Source organism: Occallatibacter riparius (genome assembly GCF_025264625.1).
GTDB classification, from domain to species: Bacteria; Acidobacteriota; Terriglobia; order Terriglobales; family Acidobacteriaceae; genus Telmatobacter; species Telmatobacter riparius.
The window spans coordinates 4,142,662-4,157,920 of sequence record NZ_CP093313.1 but is presented as its reverse complement, the minus strand read 5'-3'; the positions used below and the strand labels follow the sequence as shown (position 1 = coordinate 4,157,920).

The following is a 15,259-nucleotide window of genomic DNA, read 5'->3' as shown; positions in this document are numbered from 1 at the left end:
CGGCCTGCTCTAATGGCTGCAGAGCGCCAGGATGGCATCACCGAAGCGGCCCACCTTTGACGGACCCATGCCTTCAACCGCGAGCAGTTCATGCGGAGTAGACGGCCGTCTGGCGGCCAGCGCATTCAATGTGCGATCGTGCAAGACAAGATACGCGGGAACGCCCAGGCGCTTGGCTTCAGCAGCGCGCCATTCCTTGAGACGCGATGCGAGATCTGCGGAGTCACCGGTGAGTTCGATGGGGGCGGGCTCGTCGGAGCGGTATCTCTTGGCGGAAGGCGAACTGGGGGCCGCAGAAGTCTGTGCTTTGCCGGGCGGTGATGACTCCGGCGCGCGTTTCTTCTTTTTCGCGGTTGGCGCCGTGCCGAACTCTTCGACAATGCCGTCGCTGAACAGAAGATCGAGGGGCGTGGTCGCGCGCACTTCAAAACCTGCGTCTGTCAGGCTGATCTTGCGGAACGGAATGATCTTGCCGTCCTTTTCGAACTCCGCGTCTTCAACTGCGATGAGTCCTGCGCGCAGCATCGCTCCGATGAAGTCTTCAAAGTCGTCACGTTCCATTGACTCGGCCCAGGCAAGTTCTCCGCGCAGGCCCTTCGGGGTCTTGTAGGCCGAGGCACGCAACGCATCGATAACCTCCTGGACCTGGTGGCGCTCGCGATTGCTGGCGCGGCGAAACAGTCGGAGCACCGCGCCCGCCGGATCGCAAACATCGCAGTGACCGCACCGGCGATTCGCGTCCTCCACATCGCCGAAGTGCCGCACTAGCGCCGACATGCGGCAATCATTGGAGGTTGTGTAGCGCACCACCTTCTCGAACTGCTCGCGGCGATAGGCCGACTGCACCGAGTAGGTCTTCTTCCATGCAGGGCGGCCGATGGTGACATTGCCGCCAAAGTCGACATGCGCGCCGCCGTGAATCTGCAGCTTCTCGAGAGCCTTGTCGAACTCTTCAGGACCTAGTCGAGAATCTTCACGCAGATCGTCAACTGAGCGCGATTCTCCACTCAGCATGTTGAATACAGTGCTGAGATTTTCAGTCGGTGGATAGTCGCGCGTAAGCAGGAAATCGTGCGTGCGCTGGTCGGCGTAGCTGTGCATCAGGATGGTGCGGCTCGGCTTGCCGTCGCGACCGGCGCGGCCGATCTCCTGGTAGTAGCCCTCGAGCGTTGCAGGCAGGCCGGCGTGAATCACCGTGCGGATGTCGGCCTTGTCGATGCCCATGCCGAACGCGATCGTCGCTACCACCACTTCAAGCTCGCGCTGCTGAAACGCGGTCTGCACGCGCTCGCGTGTGTCGGCGTCGAGTCCAGCGTGGTAGGCGGCCGCGCGCACCTGGTAGCCCAACTCTTCCGCGAGTGCTTCAGACTGCTTGCGGGATTGCGCGTAGACGATGGCAGGCCTGCGCGCCGGATCCTTGAGCAGGCCAGTCACAATCTGCGCGCGCATCGGCATTGGGATTTCGACCACTTCTATCGCGAGGTTGTCGCGGCGGAAGCCGTGGATGAACTTCGCGGGCGAGGTCATGCCGAGTTGCGCGATGATGTCGGCTTGCACGGTGGTGGTGGCCGTTGCGGTGAGCGCCAGGACTGGGCAGTGGTTGTCGCCAGCGCGAAGCTGCGGCAGGTGCTGACCCAGCATGCGGTAGTCGGGACGAAAGTCGTGTCCCCATTGCGAGATGCAGTGGGCCTCATCGATGGCGATCAGAGCCAGACGGCGCTTGGCGAGCATCTCAGGAAATCCGGGCACCCGCAGCCGCTCCGGCGCGATGAACAGAAACTGCAGGCTGCCATTCAAGTAGTCGATGCAGGCCTGGCGTGAAGCCGATCGGTCTAGGCCAGAGTGAATGCGAGCCACTTTGAGGCCGAGCGCAGCAAGCTTGGCCACCTGATCTTCCATCAGCGCGATCAGCGGCGAGATGACCAACGCGGTTCCGCCGCGGGCGAGTGCCGGCAATTGATAGCAGAGCGACTTGCCCGAACCCGTCGGCATAACCAGCAGCAGATCGTGACCTGCTACGGCCGCGCGGCACACCTCTTCCTGGTTAGCGCGAAAAGCTGGAAAACCGAAGGCGTCGCGAAGGATCTGAACCAGCGGGGCGGATTGGACGGAGGAGGTCAACGAAAGCAGCGCCGGAACGCACACTGTAGAGGTGTGTCTTCCTCCACTCTACAGGAGAACGATCCGGCGCGATGCTCGCCCAGCCCTCTAGCAGCTTGCGCCGCTCGGCCGCTGTGGAGATCCAGCTTCCTGCACCGGCATCTGCTGCGGCGAAGGCAATGTGTATGGCTCAAATCCCGCCAGGTTGTTGAGGCATTCGGTGAGCTCGTTCTGCAGCGCCGCGGTGGTCGAGGGCAGCTTCGGAATCGAATAGTCTGGCTTTGCGAAGTTGAAGGCGCTCGTCATGTCGCCTACGGTCTGCCGCCGCCACGCGGAGAGGTTGGGCACCTCGGCCCCAAATCGGGTTTCAAGGAAACGCAAAATCGACGTGTGGTCGAAGACGTCGGAGGACACGAATCCACCGCGGCTGAAGGGCGAGATGATCATGGTGGGCACGCGGAAGCCAAGGCCGATGGGCCCGTTGATGCCTCCCGACGCGCTCGGATCGGGCACGCTTGGAGCGGTGACCCATTCGCCGGCAGTTCCAGGCGGCGCAGTGGGTGGCGGCACGTGATCGAAGAACCCGCCGTTCTCGTCATAGGTGGCAAAAAGAACCGTCTTTGCCCATACCGCGGGATTCGCCATCAGAGCCTGCACGATCAAGGAGAGCGTGTTCTCACCGAAGGTAGCTGGGGCCGGCGGATGATCCGAATCGATCAGAGAACCCAGGATCCACGAGACCTGAGGCAGATTGCCCTTGGCGGCATCGGAGATGAAATCAGCGGGAAATTGTGGCGTAAATGCATTGTGGTAAAGATCCGATGATGTGTCCTGATAGTTCTTGAAATACGAGAGGATGTTGTCAGAGAACGCGCCGTTGGCGATCGACTGGTCCGGTGTCTGATAGACCTTCCACGAGATGCCGCGCACCTTCAACTGCTCAGGCATGGTGGTCATCGTCATCTTGCCGTAAAAGGGCTCGCGGGTATCAAAGGCCAGCGTCTGGAGAAGCGGGCCTCCGTGCGTGCCATCGGGATCGAGCGAGGCAGCCATGCTGTAGAGCCGGTTTGGATCGCTGGGGCCCATGACTGGGCAGAAGAAGTTATCGCAGAGCGTGAAGGCATCGGCCGCTGCGTAATAGTAGGGCAGATCGGCGCGCGTGTAATAGCCCATCGTCATCACGGCATCGGTCGAGTTGATGGACAAACGCGAGCTAACGAAGCCGTCCTGAGCACCGTTGTTCCAGCTCTTGTGCTGCGGAACCCAGTCGTGGCTGATGTCGTGCGTGCACGCTGCGTTGGTCTTGGTGATGTCGAGATGAAAGGGCAGCAGCACGCCGACGGGGGCATTGGAAGTGTTGCCGGAATAGGGCTGATTGAACGCGGCGCTCTGCTCGTTGAAACCTTTGACGCCCTTGTAGCTGCCGAAATAGTGATCGAACGATCGGTTCTCCTGGATAAGGATGACCACGTGATCGATGTCGGTGACCTTGGCGCAGCCGGAGAGTGCACCCGCAACCTTGTTTGCGGCGCTGCACCCGCTCAGAAACGATCCTGCCAGCGAGCCCGCGCCTGCGGCGGCTCCAAATTTGAGAATGTCGCGGCGCGACAAGCCTGATTTCGGCATACAGTAAATCCGTCCTCTTGCCGCTTGGATGCGAAAAGAGAACGAATACACTGTTTGCCCGGCAGTTCCGTCGTTCGGCCGAGGTGCGGAGGCCCGTTGCCTCGATTTCTATTTCCCTTGCTGGGGCGATCCGCCTGGATTCCAGGTCGGCTTGAAGTCGCTAGTCGCCAGCCACCGTACCGGCTCGACCAGCGACTGGATTGCTGCCGTCATGAAGTCGACGTCGATGTGCGCAAGATCGTCGTCAGGCTTGTGATAGGTGGGCGGCATGCCCCACCCTGCGGCGGTGTGCGCCACCACGCCCTGCAATGCGAGCGAGTAGTTATCGGAGCGCTCGAAGAAGTGCTGCTCGGGGTAGGGATCGGGGCCGATGAGCGCGCCGCGCTCCTTGAGCGTGGGCCCGAAGTTGGAGCGGTCCCAGCCGCTGAGCATGAGAACGCCTTTGGGCATTTTGGGGTCCTGCTGGCCAATCATCTCGAATTCAAGGTTGGCGATGAGGTCGGAGATGGGAACCGGCGGATGCTCGCCGAAGTAGCGCGAGCCCAGAAGACCGAGTTCCTCAGCGCCGTAGCAGACAAACAGGATGGAACGCCGGGGCCGTGCGCCGGCAGCGAGCGCGTGGGCCAGTTCGAGCACAGCGGTGGTGCCGGCTGCGTCGTCGTCAGCGCCGTTGTAGATGCTGTCGCCGTTGACGGGTCGACCAACGCCGAGGTGATCGAGATGCGACGACACAAGGATCGTTCCGGCTTTCGGATCGGTGCCGGCCAGGTACCCGATGGCGTTGTAGGTCTGGCGCGGCGTGGGCGGCAGCGTGTGAACGGAGAGGGACACGGTCGTTCCATCGGCGGGCAACTTGTCCGTGGAACGCACGAGGAGCACATTGCCGTTGCGCGCGGGTGCGGTGTCTCCGGCGAGGTGGATGGGCGTGCGCGTCTTGCCGCCCATCATGTCGTAGAGCGAAGTGAGAGCCGGAGAGGCGGCGATAAGAATGAGCGCAGGCTTTGATTGATTGATTTGTCGGAAGGCCTGGAAGACGGCGCCTGGATCAGTCGCGCCGGTAAGCAACACAGCAGATCCCGCGGCGGGCGTCGCGGTCTTCACGTCTGCGACCGCGATGCGGACGAGCGGGCCCGAAGCGGACTCACCGGGCGAAAGCAGCAGGTCGAAGTCCGCGCTCTCAGCCAGACTCGTCGAACCAGCAGTCAGCGTCGCTTTGCCATCGAGTTCGATGGACTCGACGCCAGCTGCCTGGATGTAGGAGTTCATCCCCGGCGCGTGCTGCAGGCCATAGCTCTCAAACCGGCTGGACACGTAGGTCGCAGCGATCTCCTCATCGCGGGTAGCTGAACCGCGGCCTGCAAGGGCGTCAGAGGCGAGAAAGTCTTCGTGGGCGCGAACCCACTCGGGATGGACTGTCCAGGTTTGGGTGGGCTGCTGGGCGACGGCGGCGGCACACACAACAACAGCGGCCACAAGTACTGCGGAACGCAAGGTCACGAAGATTTTCTCCGGAAGCGGGGATGGGTCAATGATAGCGCCCGATCACGCCTCCGGCTTGCGGGCGAACAGATAAGCGCGGCGGCTCTGGTGCTCGATGGGCGGCGGATAGGGATCGCGCTCGAGGGCCTCGACCATTTCGAAGCCGGCATCGTGAAGCTCGGATTCGATAACGGCACGATCGAGCATGTAGAAATCCATCGTGATGGGGCGGCCGAACAACTCTTTCACTCCCGGGACGGGGCCCTCGATGTGGAATGTGAGCAGGAGCATTCCGCCTGGCTGCAGCACGCGGGCCATCTCACGGAACGCCTGCACACGAAGCTCCGCGGGCAGGTTCACAATGCAGTAGAAGGCGGTAATGCCCGCTAGCGACGCATCCTTCAGATCGAGGGCGAGCATGCTGCCGGTGTGGAACTCGATGCCCTTGTTGAGACGGCGCGCCTGCTCGATCATCCCGGCAGACAGGTCCACTCCGAACACGTCTGAGCCCAACTCATGCAGAAAGCCCGCTATCTGCCCAGGCCCGCAGCCCAAGTCGCAGACTGGCCCGCGGTCGGCCGTCGCTGCAGAGAAGCGTTTGAGTACATCGCAATCGAATGGCTTTTTCTTGAGCTCGTGGAAGAGGGCGTCAGCATACGCGTCGGCTATACAGTCATAGCTGGTGCGGATCGCGTCTAGAGGTGCTTGATGATCAGGCATATCGGTTGCATAAATTGTCGCAGAGTGGGCGCCTCTCAACCGTTCACATTCTCGCAGCGCAGCAAAATGGCGAGGCATGTCAGCCTCGCCACTGCTTACATCGCGCGAAGAGATCGCTTCATTGGAAGTGCATGGTGAACGCTTCGATGCCCAGGTACTCCGGATACGAAACGATCGACGTGCCCACTTCCATGTCAACGGGGGTCGACGAGGCTACATCGTAGAAGGTATAGGCCTCGGTGTACGCATAGGAATCCCAGAACGGAATCCGCGTGTAGTCCACCATGGTGGCAAGGCTGCCGCCCACCGTAGGCGCTTCAACGACCCACTCCGCAGAGTTGCCGACCAGAGAAACCCCCGGAGGCGCCGTGAAGCCCACCGTCGTCGACTGGTTCGTGTTGTAGTTCACGATGTAGGCATAGCCTTGCGTCGCGGAGGTGTGCCACACTTCGACGAACATGTCGTCGCCCGCGGTGACGGGCAGGCCGCCGATGCGAACTTCGCCGTAGGGGTACCACTCGTACCACGCGGAGTAGTAAGCACTGCGGGTAGAGCCGCTGCAATAGGCGTCGAATTCCACGCCGGCCTGCAGCACGTCGCCTGATCCCCAGCCGTCGATACCGTTCCACTCAGAGCCGTAAGCCCATCCGCCTGTGCAGGCGCCTGGCCGCTGTTGCGCGATCGGAACCACCATGTCATTGATCAGGTAGTAGTAGGAAGAGGAGCCGTAGCTGGTTGCGCCGCTGGTCGCAACATAGCCGCTCCAGTTGCTGGAGTAGTACGTGTTGCTCGGCTGAGCTGCAAGCCGGGGATTGCTGTCAACGGCGGCCGGGGTCGCATTCTTCTTCATCTGCGCCGGACCGTGGAAAATATTGGTCTGCTCCAGCTTCGGAGCTACGCGAGTCTTGGAGTGCTGCATCGCTTCCGCCCAGCTCGCATAAGCCTTGCCATCTGTGGCCTGGTTGGGACGCGGCGGGAAGCCGTGATAGGCAAGTTCTTCGTCTGAAGCGGTTATCGGATCGAATCCGGCCGGAGGCGCATCAATTGTGGTGGCTCCCGGAAGATTCAGCGCGTGCTCGTTTGGCTGCATCCGGTGAGGTGTTTCTACTCTATTCTGCGCCAGGGCTGTGATAGGCGCAGCAAGGACTACGACCGCCGCGAGGGCGGAGGACAGCTTCTTCATAAATTTCCATTCCTTATGGGGAGGTTCTCTGACCATGCATCAGAGTGTTGTGCTTAACAGTGGAGTCGCAGGTGGGAATCGTGACAGCAGAATCTATAACTCTTCATCATGAGTTATGTGCCACGACTAATTCGAACATTCTGATTGTGGCTTGCGAATCGACGTCGATTGAAGAGGAACCTATTCCTCTGGCGCTCGCGCCGTCGACATGCGCGCAACGAGTTCAGGCGCGGGCATGTGCAGTCTCGGCTTGTGCTCTGCCGGCTTTCCGATTGCATTCAACGCCCAGTCAGCGATCTCGACGCCCATCTTCGTCAGGGGCTGCCGAATGGTGGAGATCGAAGGCGTCGATACCTCCGCGGGGAGAATATCGTCGAAGCCCATCACAGAGCAGTCCTGCGGCACGCGTAAGCCGGCCTCCGTCAATCCACGCACCACCCCCAGCGCAGTGAGATCATCGAACGCCATTACTGCGGTGAACGGTCGCCCGGCCGCCAGCATTTGCCGCACGATTTTCAGGCCGCCTTCAAATCCCGAGGCTGGATCGGCGAGTGCGGGGAGCTCGAACACCAATTGAGGGTCGATGACGATCCCATCTTCTTCGGCGACCTTCTGAATCCCACGCCACCGCGGCTCGGAGTCAACCATCTGCCGCGGCCCGCGAATCACCGCAATGCGCGTATGCCCCAGCTCTCTCAGGTGCCGGGTCGCAAGTGCCCCGCCGGCCTCGTTATCGACCAGCACGGAACTGATCCCGCGCGCGGTGAGGTCGCGCCCGAGGATGATGATGGGCACGTTGTTCTTGCGGACGTCGGCCAAGAGGTTCGTCTCTTCAAATACCCAGCTCGCCACGACAATGACAGCCTCGGCGCGCCGCTCCAGCGTCATGTGCAGATAGCTGTCGAAGAGCTCGCGCTTGGCCTGCGCGTCCATGGTCAGCGGCAGGTAGCCGGTCTGTTCCAGCCGCTGATGGATGCCGCGCAGAACCGGAACGCAGAATGGGTCGGACAAATCGAACGCCAGTATTCCGATGGTCTGTGTACTCCGCCGCCGCAATGACTGCGCATACGCGTCGGGATGATAGCCGAGCTTCTGCGCAATCTCCCGGATGTGAGCCCGCGTCTTGGCCGCGACATTCTGCGACAGAGGGGTCTCGCGCAGCACGATTGAAACCGTCGAGACCGAAAAGCCGCTCGTGCGAGCGATGTCTAGCAAAGTGACGTGACCGGATTTCCTCTGGCTCACAACCGACCCCCTGGTCTTTGGCCCATGTGGAACGCAGTGGTTTTGGCAATCATCCCACGCCGGGCCTGTCATCCGGCGCTGGCCGCTCACAAATCCTTATGGGTTTCTTCTTGACACCTATCCGAGTGAGACCTATATTCAGTCAACGCTATTCAAACGTTTGAATAGTACACCGGGAGGCGCTCAATGCATATCAAAAAAGGAAAACATATTCCCATTCTCAAAATCCTCCTCTTGCTCCCCATCCTTCTCGGGCTTGCGCCTTCCCTCTTTGCGCAAGCGGGGCGCGGAGGCATCAGCGGCCTCGTCTCCGACACCACCGGAGCCATCATTCCCGGCGCCGCAGTCACGATCATCAACACCGCCACCGGCACCAAGCTCACCACTGTCACCACTGGCGCCGGCCTCTACACCTTCGTCTCCCTCGCGCCCGGCACTTACGACGTGAACGCCACCGCCAACGGATTCGAGACCGTCGTCCAGAAGCATGTCACCGTCACGCTGGACCAGGTGACCACGGTCAACATTTCGATGAAGGTCGGATCGGTGAACGAGGTTGTCACGGTCACCGGCTCGACCGAACTGGTCGACACCAGCAACTCGACAGTCGGCCAGCTCATCAATGCCGAGACTATCGACCGCGTGCCCTTGCTGACCCGCAATGTCTATGACCTGGTCCAGTTGAGCGCCGGCGTGACGCCCGCCAACGGCGCGCCCAATTCCTCCAGTTCGCAGCAGATTACCAGTATCTCTGCCGGACGCCCCGGCATCGACGTCTCGTCCTACACGTTCAACGGAGCCATCGTCGGCTCGGTCTACTACATGGTCGATGGCAGCCCACTCGGCATCGCCGAAAACAACGCCGGCGCGATCATGCCCGCTCTCGATCTCCCCGAAGATGCTGTGGAGGAAACGCGCGTCGAGACGCAGAACACGCCGGCGTCGTACCTGAGCGGCGGCGCGGGCGTGATCAGCCTCGCCAGCAAGTCCGGTGGCGACAAGTTCCACGGCAGCGTCTTCGGCGTATTCCGGCCGAACATTCTCGCGGCCAACGAGTTCTTCAACAAGCAGAGCGGCGCGGGCACGCCTGACTTCCATCGCTACCAGGAAGGCGCATCCATCGGCGGCCCCATTCTCCATGGCAAGCTGTTTTTCTTCGGCGATTACGAAGCTACCCAGCAGCAGTCGTACGACGGCTCCGGCTGGTTTACGGTCCCCACCACGGCCGAGCGCACGGGCGACTTCTCCGCCGATCCATTCACCATCTACGACCCCACGCGGCCCGATAACGCGGACGGCACACGCCAGCCCTTCCCCGGCAACAAAATCACCAACCCCAACCCCACGGCGCTAGCGTTCCTCCAGAACTTCTCTAAGTGCAACATGCCCAGCCCCTCCACCTGCGACGCGCAGGGAGGAGTCATCAACAACTTCTTCCAGCCGGGAACCGACCCCTTCGACGCGCAGCGGTTCGACGTCCGCATGGACTGGCAGCAGAGCGAGAAACAGCGCATCTTCGGGCGCTTTTCCTTCGACCGCCTTTTCACCGCCGGCTTCAACGCGTTCAACAACATGTGGGATCTCAACTACGCACAGAACGTCACCAACGGCCGCAACATCCTGGTTGCCGACGACCTGACCATCAATCCCACAACCGTTCTCCAGCTGCGTTACTCCTTCACCCGCCACTATGAGAACCAGAGCGGCGATCCCCGCCAGAACGGCTATGACATCACCAAACTCGGTTTCCCCGCCTCGCTCGCGGCGGAGCAGACCTACAAGACGCTGCCCATCATTGATTTCTGGGATGTGAGTAGCGGCATTGGCGGCACGGCTAACTGGAACACCTTCCAGTACGCCAGCGAAAACAGCGATGCCAATGCCGCTATCACCAAGGCATGGGGCAAACACTCCATCAGCACTGGTTTTGAATGGCTTAAGCGCTACCTCAACGTGGGGCAGCCGCCGTCCTCCTCCGGCGACTACTCATTCGACATCACCGCGACAGATGACTCCGTGAGCAACGGCAACGGCGGCAGCGATTTCGCCTCCTTTCTCGTCGGCATGGGTTCGGTTCCCGGCGCCGAAAGCTATAACTTCACCAAGGACCTGTTCATCGCAGGGTCCAACCCGTATTACGCAGCGTTCGTTGAAGACACCTGGCGCCCGACGCAGAATCTGACGGTCACTGCCGGGCTGCGCTGGGACATCTTCGGCAGCCGCAATGAGCGCCACGACCGCCTGGAATACTTCGAACCGAATGTGAGCAACACCGTCAACGGTGTTGCGTACAAGGGAGCCGAGGTCTATGTGAACAGCGGCAATCGCTCTCCGTTTGAGACGAACCTTCACGACTTCGGCCCACGCCTGGGCATCGCATGGCAGGCGACGCGGCACTTTGTCGTCCGTGCGGGCGGTGGGTTCTATTACGGACCCAGCGCGCATATGGTCGGCGGCGCTTCCCAGAATAGCGATGGATTCTCCTCGGTCACCAACTGGCAGTCCACCTGCTACAACGCGGACGGCAACACCGTATTCAACGGCTCGGCGGCCTGTGGAACCAATCTTTCGAGCGGGGTAGGCGATTACACAGTGCCCTATTCGGTCACCAATCCGTTCCCTGACGGAGTCGTTCCCACATTCACAAAGGCACCCAGCGGGCTCGGCAACAACCTCGGACAGTCAATCAACACCATGCTGCACACCCAGCGCACCGTCACCACTTACAACTACAACCTGGGATGGGAGTATGAGTTTCCGCACGGGTTCGTGCTGAGCGCAGCCTACGTGGGCAGCCGCGGGCTTTTCCTGCCGCTCGGCTCAGTCGATCTGAACCAGCTTGATCTGCAGACCATTCGCAGGTACCAAACAGCGCTCTGCATCGACGGATCAGACGGCTGCCAGATGGTGCCCAATCAGTGGGCTTCGATTTTGCCTGCCACCAATGCCAATTACGGCCAAGACATGGTTCCTCTCTGGGTCGCTTTGCAGCCGTATCCCCAGTTCGGCAACGGCAGCTATGGCGGCGGAAACGGCGTGAACGTCTCCGCCTATCCCGGTGGCGATTCGCAGTACAACTCGCTTCAGACGAAGGTGCAGAAGCGGCTGACGAATCACTTCACTCTGCTGTCGTCCTTCACCTGGGCAAAGCTGATGACCGATGACGGCAATCCTCCGCTCAGCTTCGTGGGCTCGCATGCCGGCGCGCCGCAGGACTGGAAGAACCTCAAGCTCGATTGGGCAATTAGCCCGCAGGACGTGCATCTGCAGTACACCGGCACCGCGTCCTACGACCTGCCCATCGGCAGCGGCCGCGCGGTCGACCTTGGCGGTCTTGGCAACGGCTTCCTGGGCGGATGGACTGGCAGCTTCATCCTTTACCTGAGCACCGGCATCCCTATCGCCTCGCCTAGTTCAGGGCTTGAGCCTGCGTACTTCAACCAGCGAGCCGACATGGTTTGCGATCCCAGCATTCACGCGCCGCACTCGCAATCGCGCTGGTTCACGACCGAGTGCTTCCGGCCTCCGGCTGACCCGTTCACGCCGGGAACGGCGCCTGCCTATCTCGATCACGTCCGCACCATGGGCGCGCAGAATCTGGATCTGTCGCTCTACAAGAACTTCAAGATCCGCGAGACGAAGAATCTGCGACTCGAGATCGCCTCGTACAACGTAACCAATCATGCGCAGCTTGGCATGCCCAACGTGCCCAGCGCCAAGTCGGCCCTGACCCCGGGCTCCCCCGATGTGGATGCTTTCGGGCAAATCACCTCAACCGTCAACAGCCCGCGCCAGTTTCAGTTCGCCGCAAGATTCACCTTCTGAATGTCTGGCCTGTTGTCCTGAAGCCCCTGCCGACCGGCAGGGGCTCTTTTGTTAACCATGGTTCGCACAGATTCCTTACGCCCCTTCACGCTGACAACCTTTCCGGGCTCGATACCAGTCGTTGTACCTGCGATAACAGATATGTCACTGGTGCTTTTCATTTTTTAGTTGGAGTCTGTTCGGACCCTGCTAGACGCATCCCTTCGTAGACGAGCGGGTGGCGTGGTTAACGCCCCCCACCCCGACTTCCATTCCTGCCGCGACTCCCGCAATCGCGGCAGCGATCTCGCTTCCCTGAGTCCTAAGGCTGGTAGAGGTTAGGCTGAGCGCTGCTAACCACCACGAGGAGACGTGGCAATACACGTGACCCCGTAGGTGCGGTGGTAAAGCGGGCAGCACTTACTGGGACCAATGGGCCCATCGCGTCAGTCTCCAGTCGTCTTTCCTGTCGAATCCAGAATTACCGGCACGCGAAGTTGAACCCCTCCATCGTCGCCGAGCTGGCTAAGGAACATCACCGCCTTCGGCTGCTGCCCGAAGCGATCTTGCGCCTCCTTCGAGAGTTTCGCCAGCTCCCTATCAGGTAGTTCCTGCTCCAGCACGCTAACGTCGCGCGCAACGACCTTCTCTGCAATCGCACCGCCCTGCAGCTTACTCAGAAAGAACCAGTAGTACGCGTGGCCCGCATCCGCCGGCTCTCCGATACCGTCGCGCGCCAGCGCTCCTAACACCGCCGACGAGTTCCACAGCCCTGCTCCCGAAGCCTCTAATAGCAGAGTGCGTGCCTCCTGGGGTGACTTCGCCAGTTCCGGGTGATTGACAAGCAGGCGCCCAAGCTCATGCTTCGCCAGTATGTATCCTTTGCGGGCAGAAAACCGGAACAACTCCGCCGCTCTATGGTTATCCTTGGAATGGTCGTCGTACTCCGAGTACAGAAGTCCCAGGCTGTACGCGGCGATCGGATCATGCAGTTTAGATCCGATCACAAACCACTTATCCGCGGCAGCTTTGTCGACGGGTCCGCCCAGGCCGAAGTAATCCATGTGACCCAGGTAGGCTGCCGCAAGGCCATTGCCGTTGCCGACTGCCTCTTGGAACAGGTGCCGCGCCGTCGATGCATTTTTCGGCACCCCCATTCCGTACAGATAGGACACCCCCAGGTTCACTTTGGCCCACACCAGCCCCGATGCCGATGCAAGCTGGTACCAGTGGAACGCGCGCACCGGATCCGTTGGTACGCCAATCCCCTTCTGATAAAAGTACGCGATCTGGTTCTCCGCTTCGGGATTGCCGCGCCGCGCCGCCATCTCATACCAATGAGCAGCCTTTTCGAGGTCCTGCGGCACTCCCTTGCCCATGAGATAAGCCTTGGCCAACTCCAACTGCTGCTCCGGGTAACCCTGCTCGGCGCGCTTGCGCAAGTCATTCAAATGTTTTTCGCTCTTACTATCGGCAGTTGCGCACGGAATCTCACTGACATAAAGCAGGGCGGTAGCCGCCAGGACAAGTCTGAGAGAAGTTAAGACAAAACGAGCAAGGATACACACGGTCCCCTCCCCCACTCCCGATGCAAGCCTGAAGGGTTTGCATGCGGGGACCGGTCGCCGCTTTGTTGTCCGCGATGTCAATTCGCCGGATGCGGCGATCGAAGTGAATTTCCAGGCTGAAACTCTACCCCGTATTTACCCTAGGTAATGTGTCTGTGGTCACAGCCGGTGAGCGGCCTACCAATATCGCGATGGGCCGACGACGAAGGGATGGACAATTACCTCTCCCTTCGTCTGACGTTGGGTTTGTCTTGTTTGAAGAACGTGAAGGAGAATTCAGACGAGATTTCGCATCTGCAATTTTTGTCCTCTATCCTTGAAAGGGCTGCTGCTCAAATAGCGTCCGCCATTGTTCAAGTAATTCTTGAAGGGCGAAGATGAACCTGCAGGATTTTAAGTACTTAGTAGCTGTCGCGGAGCATCGGCACTTCGGCCGCGCGGCCGAAGCATGCAATGTGAGCCAGCCCACGCTGTCGAGTCAGATTCGAAAGCTAGAAGACTCACTGGGCGTGAAGCTGCTGGAGCGGACCAACAAGCGTGTTGAGCTCACACCCGTGGGATCGCAGATTCTTGAGCACGCACGACTCGCGCTTGCCCAGGCTCGAGAAATGGAGGCCGTTGCGCAGTCCGCCCGCGACCCTTTGGTCGGCCCTCTGCGTCTTGGCGTGATCCCGACTTTGGCTCCTTACCTCATGCCACTGATCCTCAAGCCGCTACGGCAGTCCTACCCAGGCCTGACGATCGAACTCTGGGAGGATCAGACGCGCGCGCTGATCGAGGGCCTCCGCAGTCACAAGCTCGACGCGGCTTTGCTGGCGACCGAGACGGACGCTCCAGAGATCACGGAGATTGAGCTATTTAAGGAGCCATTGTTAGCAGCCTTGCCAGTGGATCATCGGCTCTCCGGCGCAAAATCGGTAGAGCAGAAGGCCATTGCCGGCGAGTTGCTTGTGCTCGCTGAGGGCCACTGCCTCGCTACGCAGGCGCTGGAAGCGTGCGGTGGCAAATCCACCCGTAACGCCCTGCAGTCGTCCATGCAAGCGGCAACATTGGAAACGCTGGTGAACCTGGTGGCGGCCGGATATGGAACTACGCTGATTCCGTTCCTAGCGGCAGACTCTCTGGGCCGGCTGGAGATTGCCGTACGGCCACTGGCCCGGGAAACAGCGCGCTCCATTCGGCTTGCGAGCCGTCCCGGTTTCCCACGCCCGCAGGCGTTGCGTGCGTTGGAAAAAGTCATAAAAGCGGCCGTCAGCCATCAGCTATCAGGCCTCAGCTATTGCTGCCCCAGATGAAGGCAGAAGGCTATAGCTGAGAGTAAGCAGTTACCAACCTGAGTCCGCTCGATGGGTCTGCCTGTTGAAAACCGGGCTGCAATTCGGGTAGAAAAGCCGAAGAGAAGCCTAAAGTAGACCTAATTTTCCTTAAGTTGAATTCTGTACTCTCTTATCCACAAAAACCCGCCTTGGACCGGTTGACCCTGCGTTTTGGGCTTCGTAGAGTCTCAATCAAAGGCAATCTGACGTGGTTTATT

At 60.4% G+C, this 15,259-nt stretch carries 9 protein-coding genes; 2 read left to right on the top strand and 7 right to left on the bottom strand.

The window, feature by feature from the left end:
* Window positions 1-9: 9 nt before the first annotated feature.
* The 6 genes from MOP44_RS16875 to MOP44_RS16850 all read right to left on the bottom strand — a co-directional run bounded on the left by MOP44_RS16875 (window position 10) and on the right by MOP44_RS16850 (window position 8,353).
* Window positions 10-2,121, bottom strand: a complete 2,112-nt coding sequence (locus MOP44_RS16875; protein WP_260791387.1) for a RecQ family ATP-dependent DNA helicase — start codon at window positions 2,119-2,121, stop codon at window positions 10-12.
* Between the two features lie 87 nt (window positions 2,122-2,208).
* Window positions 2,209-3,726: a phospholipase C gene (locus MOP44_RS16870; protein WP_260791386.1), complete on the bottom strand. Its 1,518-nt coding sequence runs from the start codon at window positions 3,724-3,726 to the stop codon at window positions 2,209-2,211.
* A gap of 108 nt (window positions 3,727-3,834) precedes the next feature.
* Entirely contained in the window at window positions 3,835-5,223 is a 1,389-nt protein-coding gene (locus MOP44_RS16865; protein ID WP_260791385.1) for a M28 family peptidase, read from the bottom strand.
* Between the two features lie 45 nt (window positions 5,224-5,268).
* On the bottom strand, window positions 5,269-5,925 hold the full coding sequence (locus MOP44_RS16860; protein ID WP_260791384.1) for a class I SAM-dependent methyltransferase: 657 nt from the start codon (window positions 5,923-5,925) through the stop codon (window positions 5,269-5,271).
* A 118-nt stretch (window positions 5,926-6,043) separates the two neighbouring features.
* The gene (locus MOP44_RS16855) at window positions 6,044-7,108 is read right to left on the bottom strand and encodes a G1 family glutamic endopeptidase (protein ID WP_260791383.1); all 1,065 of its coding nucleotides are present in this window, start codon (window positions 7,106-7,108) and stop codon (window positions 6,044-6,046) included.
* Between the two features lie 180 nt (window positions 7,109-7,288).
* The gene (locus tag MOP44_RS16850) at window positions 7,289-8,353 is read right to left on the bottom strand and encodes a LacI family DNA-binding transcriptional regulator (protein ID WP_260791382.1); all 1,065 of its coding nucleotides are present in this window, start codon (window positions 8,351-8,353) and stop codon (window positions 7,289-7,291) included.
* Between the two features lie 186 nt (window positions 8,354-8,539).
* Between MOP44_RS16850 and MOP44_RS16845 the strand changes: the two genes are divergently transcribed.
* Window positions 8,540-12,178, top strand: coding sequence for a TonB-dependent receptor (locus tag MOP44_RS16845; protein WP_260791381.1), 3,639 nt, complete (start codon window positions 8,540-8,542; stop codon window positions 12,176-12,178).
* A gap of 425 nt (window positions 12,179-12,603) precedes the next feature.
* On the opposite strand, the gene MOP44_RS16840 is transcribed toward MOP44_RS16845, so the two are convergent.
* Entirely contained in the window at window positions 12,604-13,608 is a 1,005-nt protein-coding gene (locus tag MOP44_RS16840; RefSeq protein WP_260791379.1) for a tetratricopeptide repeat protein, read from the bottom strand.
* A gap of 494 nt (window positions 13,609-14,102) precedes the next feature.
* On the opposite strand from MOP44_RS16840, the gene MOP44_RS16835 reads away from it, so the two are divergent.
* On the top strand, window positions 14,103-15,020 hold the full coding sequence (locus MOP44_RS16835; RefSeq protein WP_260791378.1) for a LysR substrate-binding domain-containing protein: 918 nt from the start codon (window positions 14,103-14,105) through the stop codon (window positions 15,018-15,020).
* Window positions 15,021-15,259 lie beyond the last annotated feature (239 nt).

Excerpts from the sequence above, each read along its gene's own strand:
- MOP44_RS16870 (WP_260791386.1), bottom strand. The coding sequence starts at position 3,726 with ATGCCGAAATCAGGCTTGTCGCGCCGCGACATTCTCAAATTTGGAGCC.
- MOP44_RS16860 (WP_260791384.1), bottom strand. The coding sequence starts at position 5,925 with ATGCCTGATCATCAAGCACCTCTAGACGCGATCCGCACCAGCTATGAC.
- MOP44_RS16855 (WP_260791383.1), bottom strand. The coding sequence starts at position 7,108 with ATGAAGAAGCTGTCCTCCGCCCTCGCGGCGGTCGTAGTCCTTGCTGCG.
- MOP44_RS16845 (WP_260791381.1), top strand. The coding sequence starts at position 8,540 with ATGCATATCAAAAAAGGAAAACATATTCCCATTCTCAAAATCCTCCTC.
- MOP44_RS16835 (WP_260791378.1), top strand. The coding sequence starts at position 14,103 with ATGAACCTGCAGGATTTTAAGTACTTAGTAGCTGTCGCGGAGCATCGG.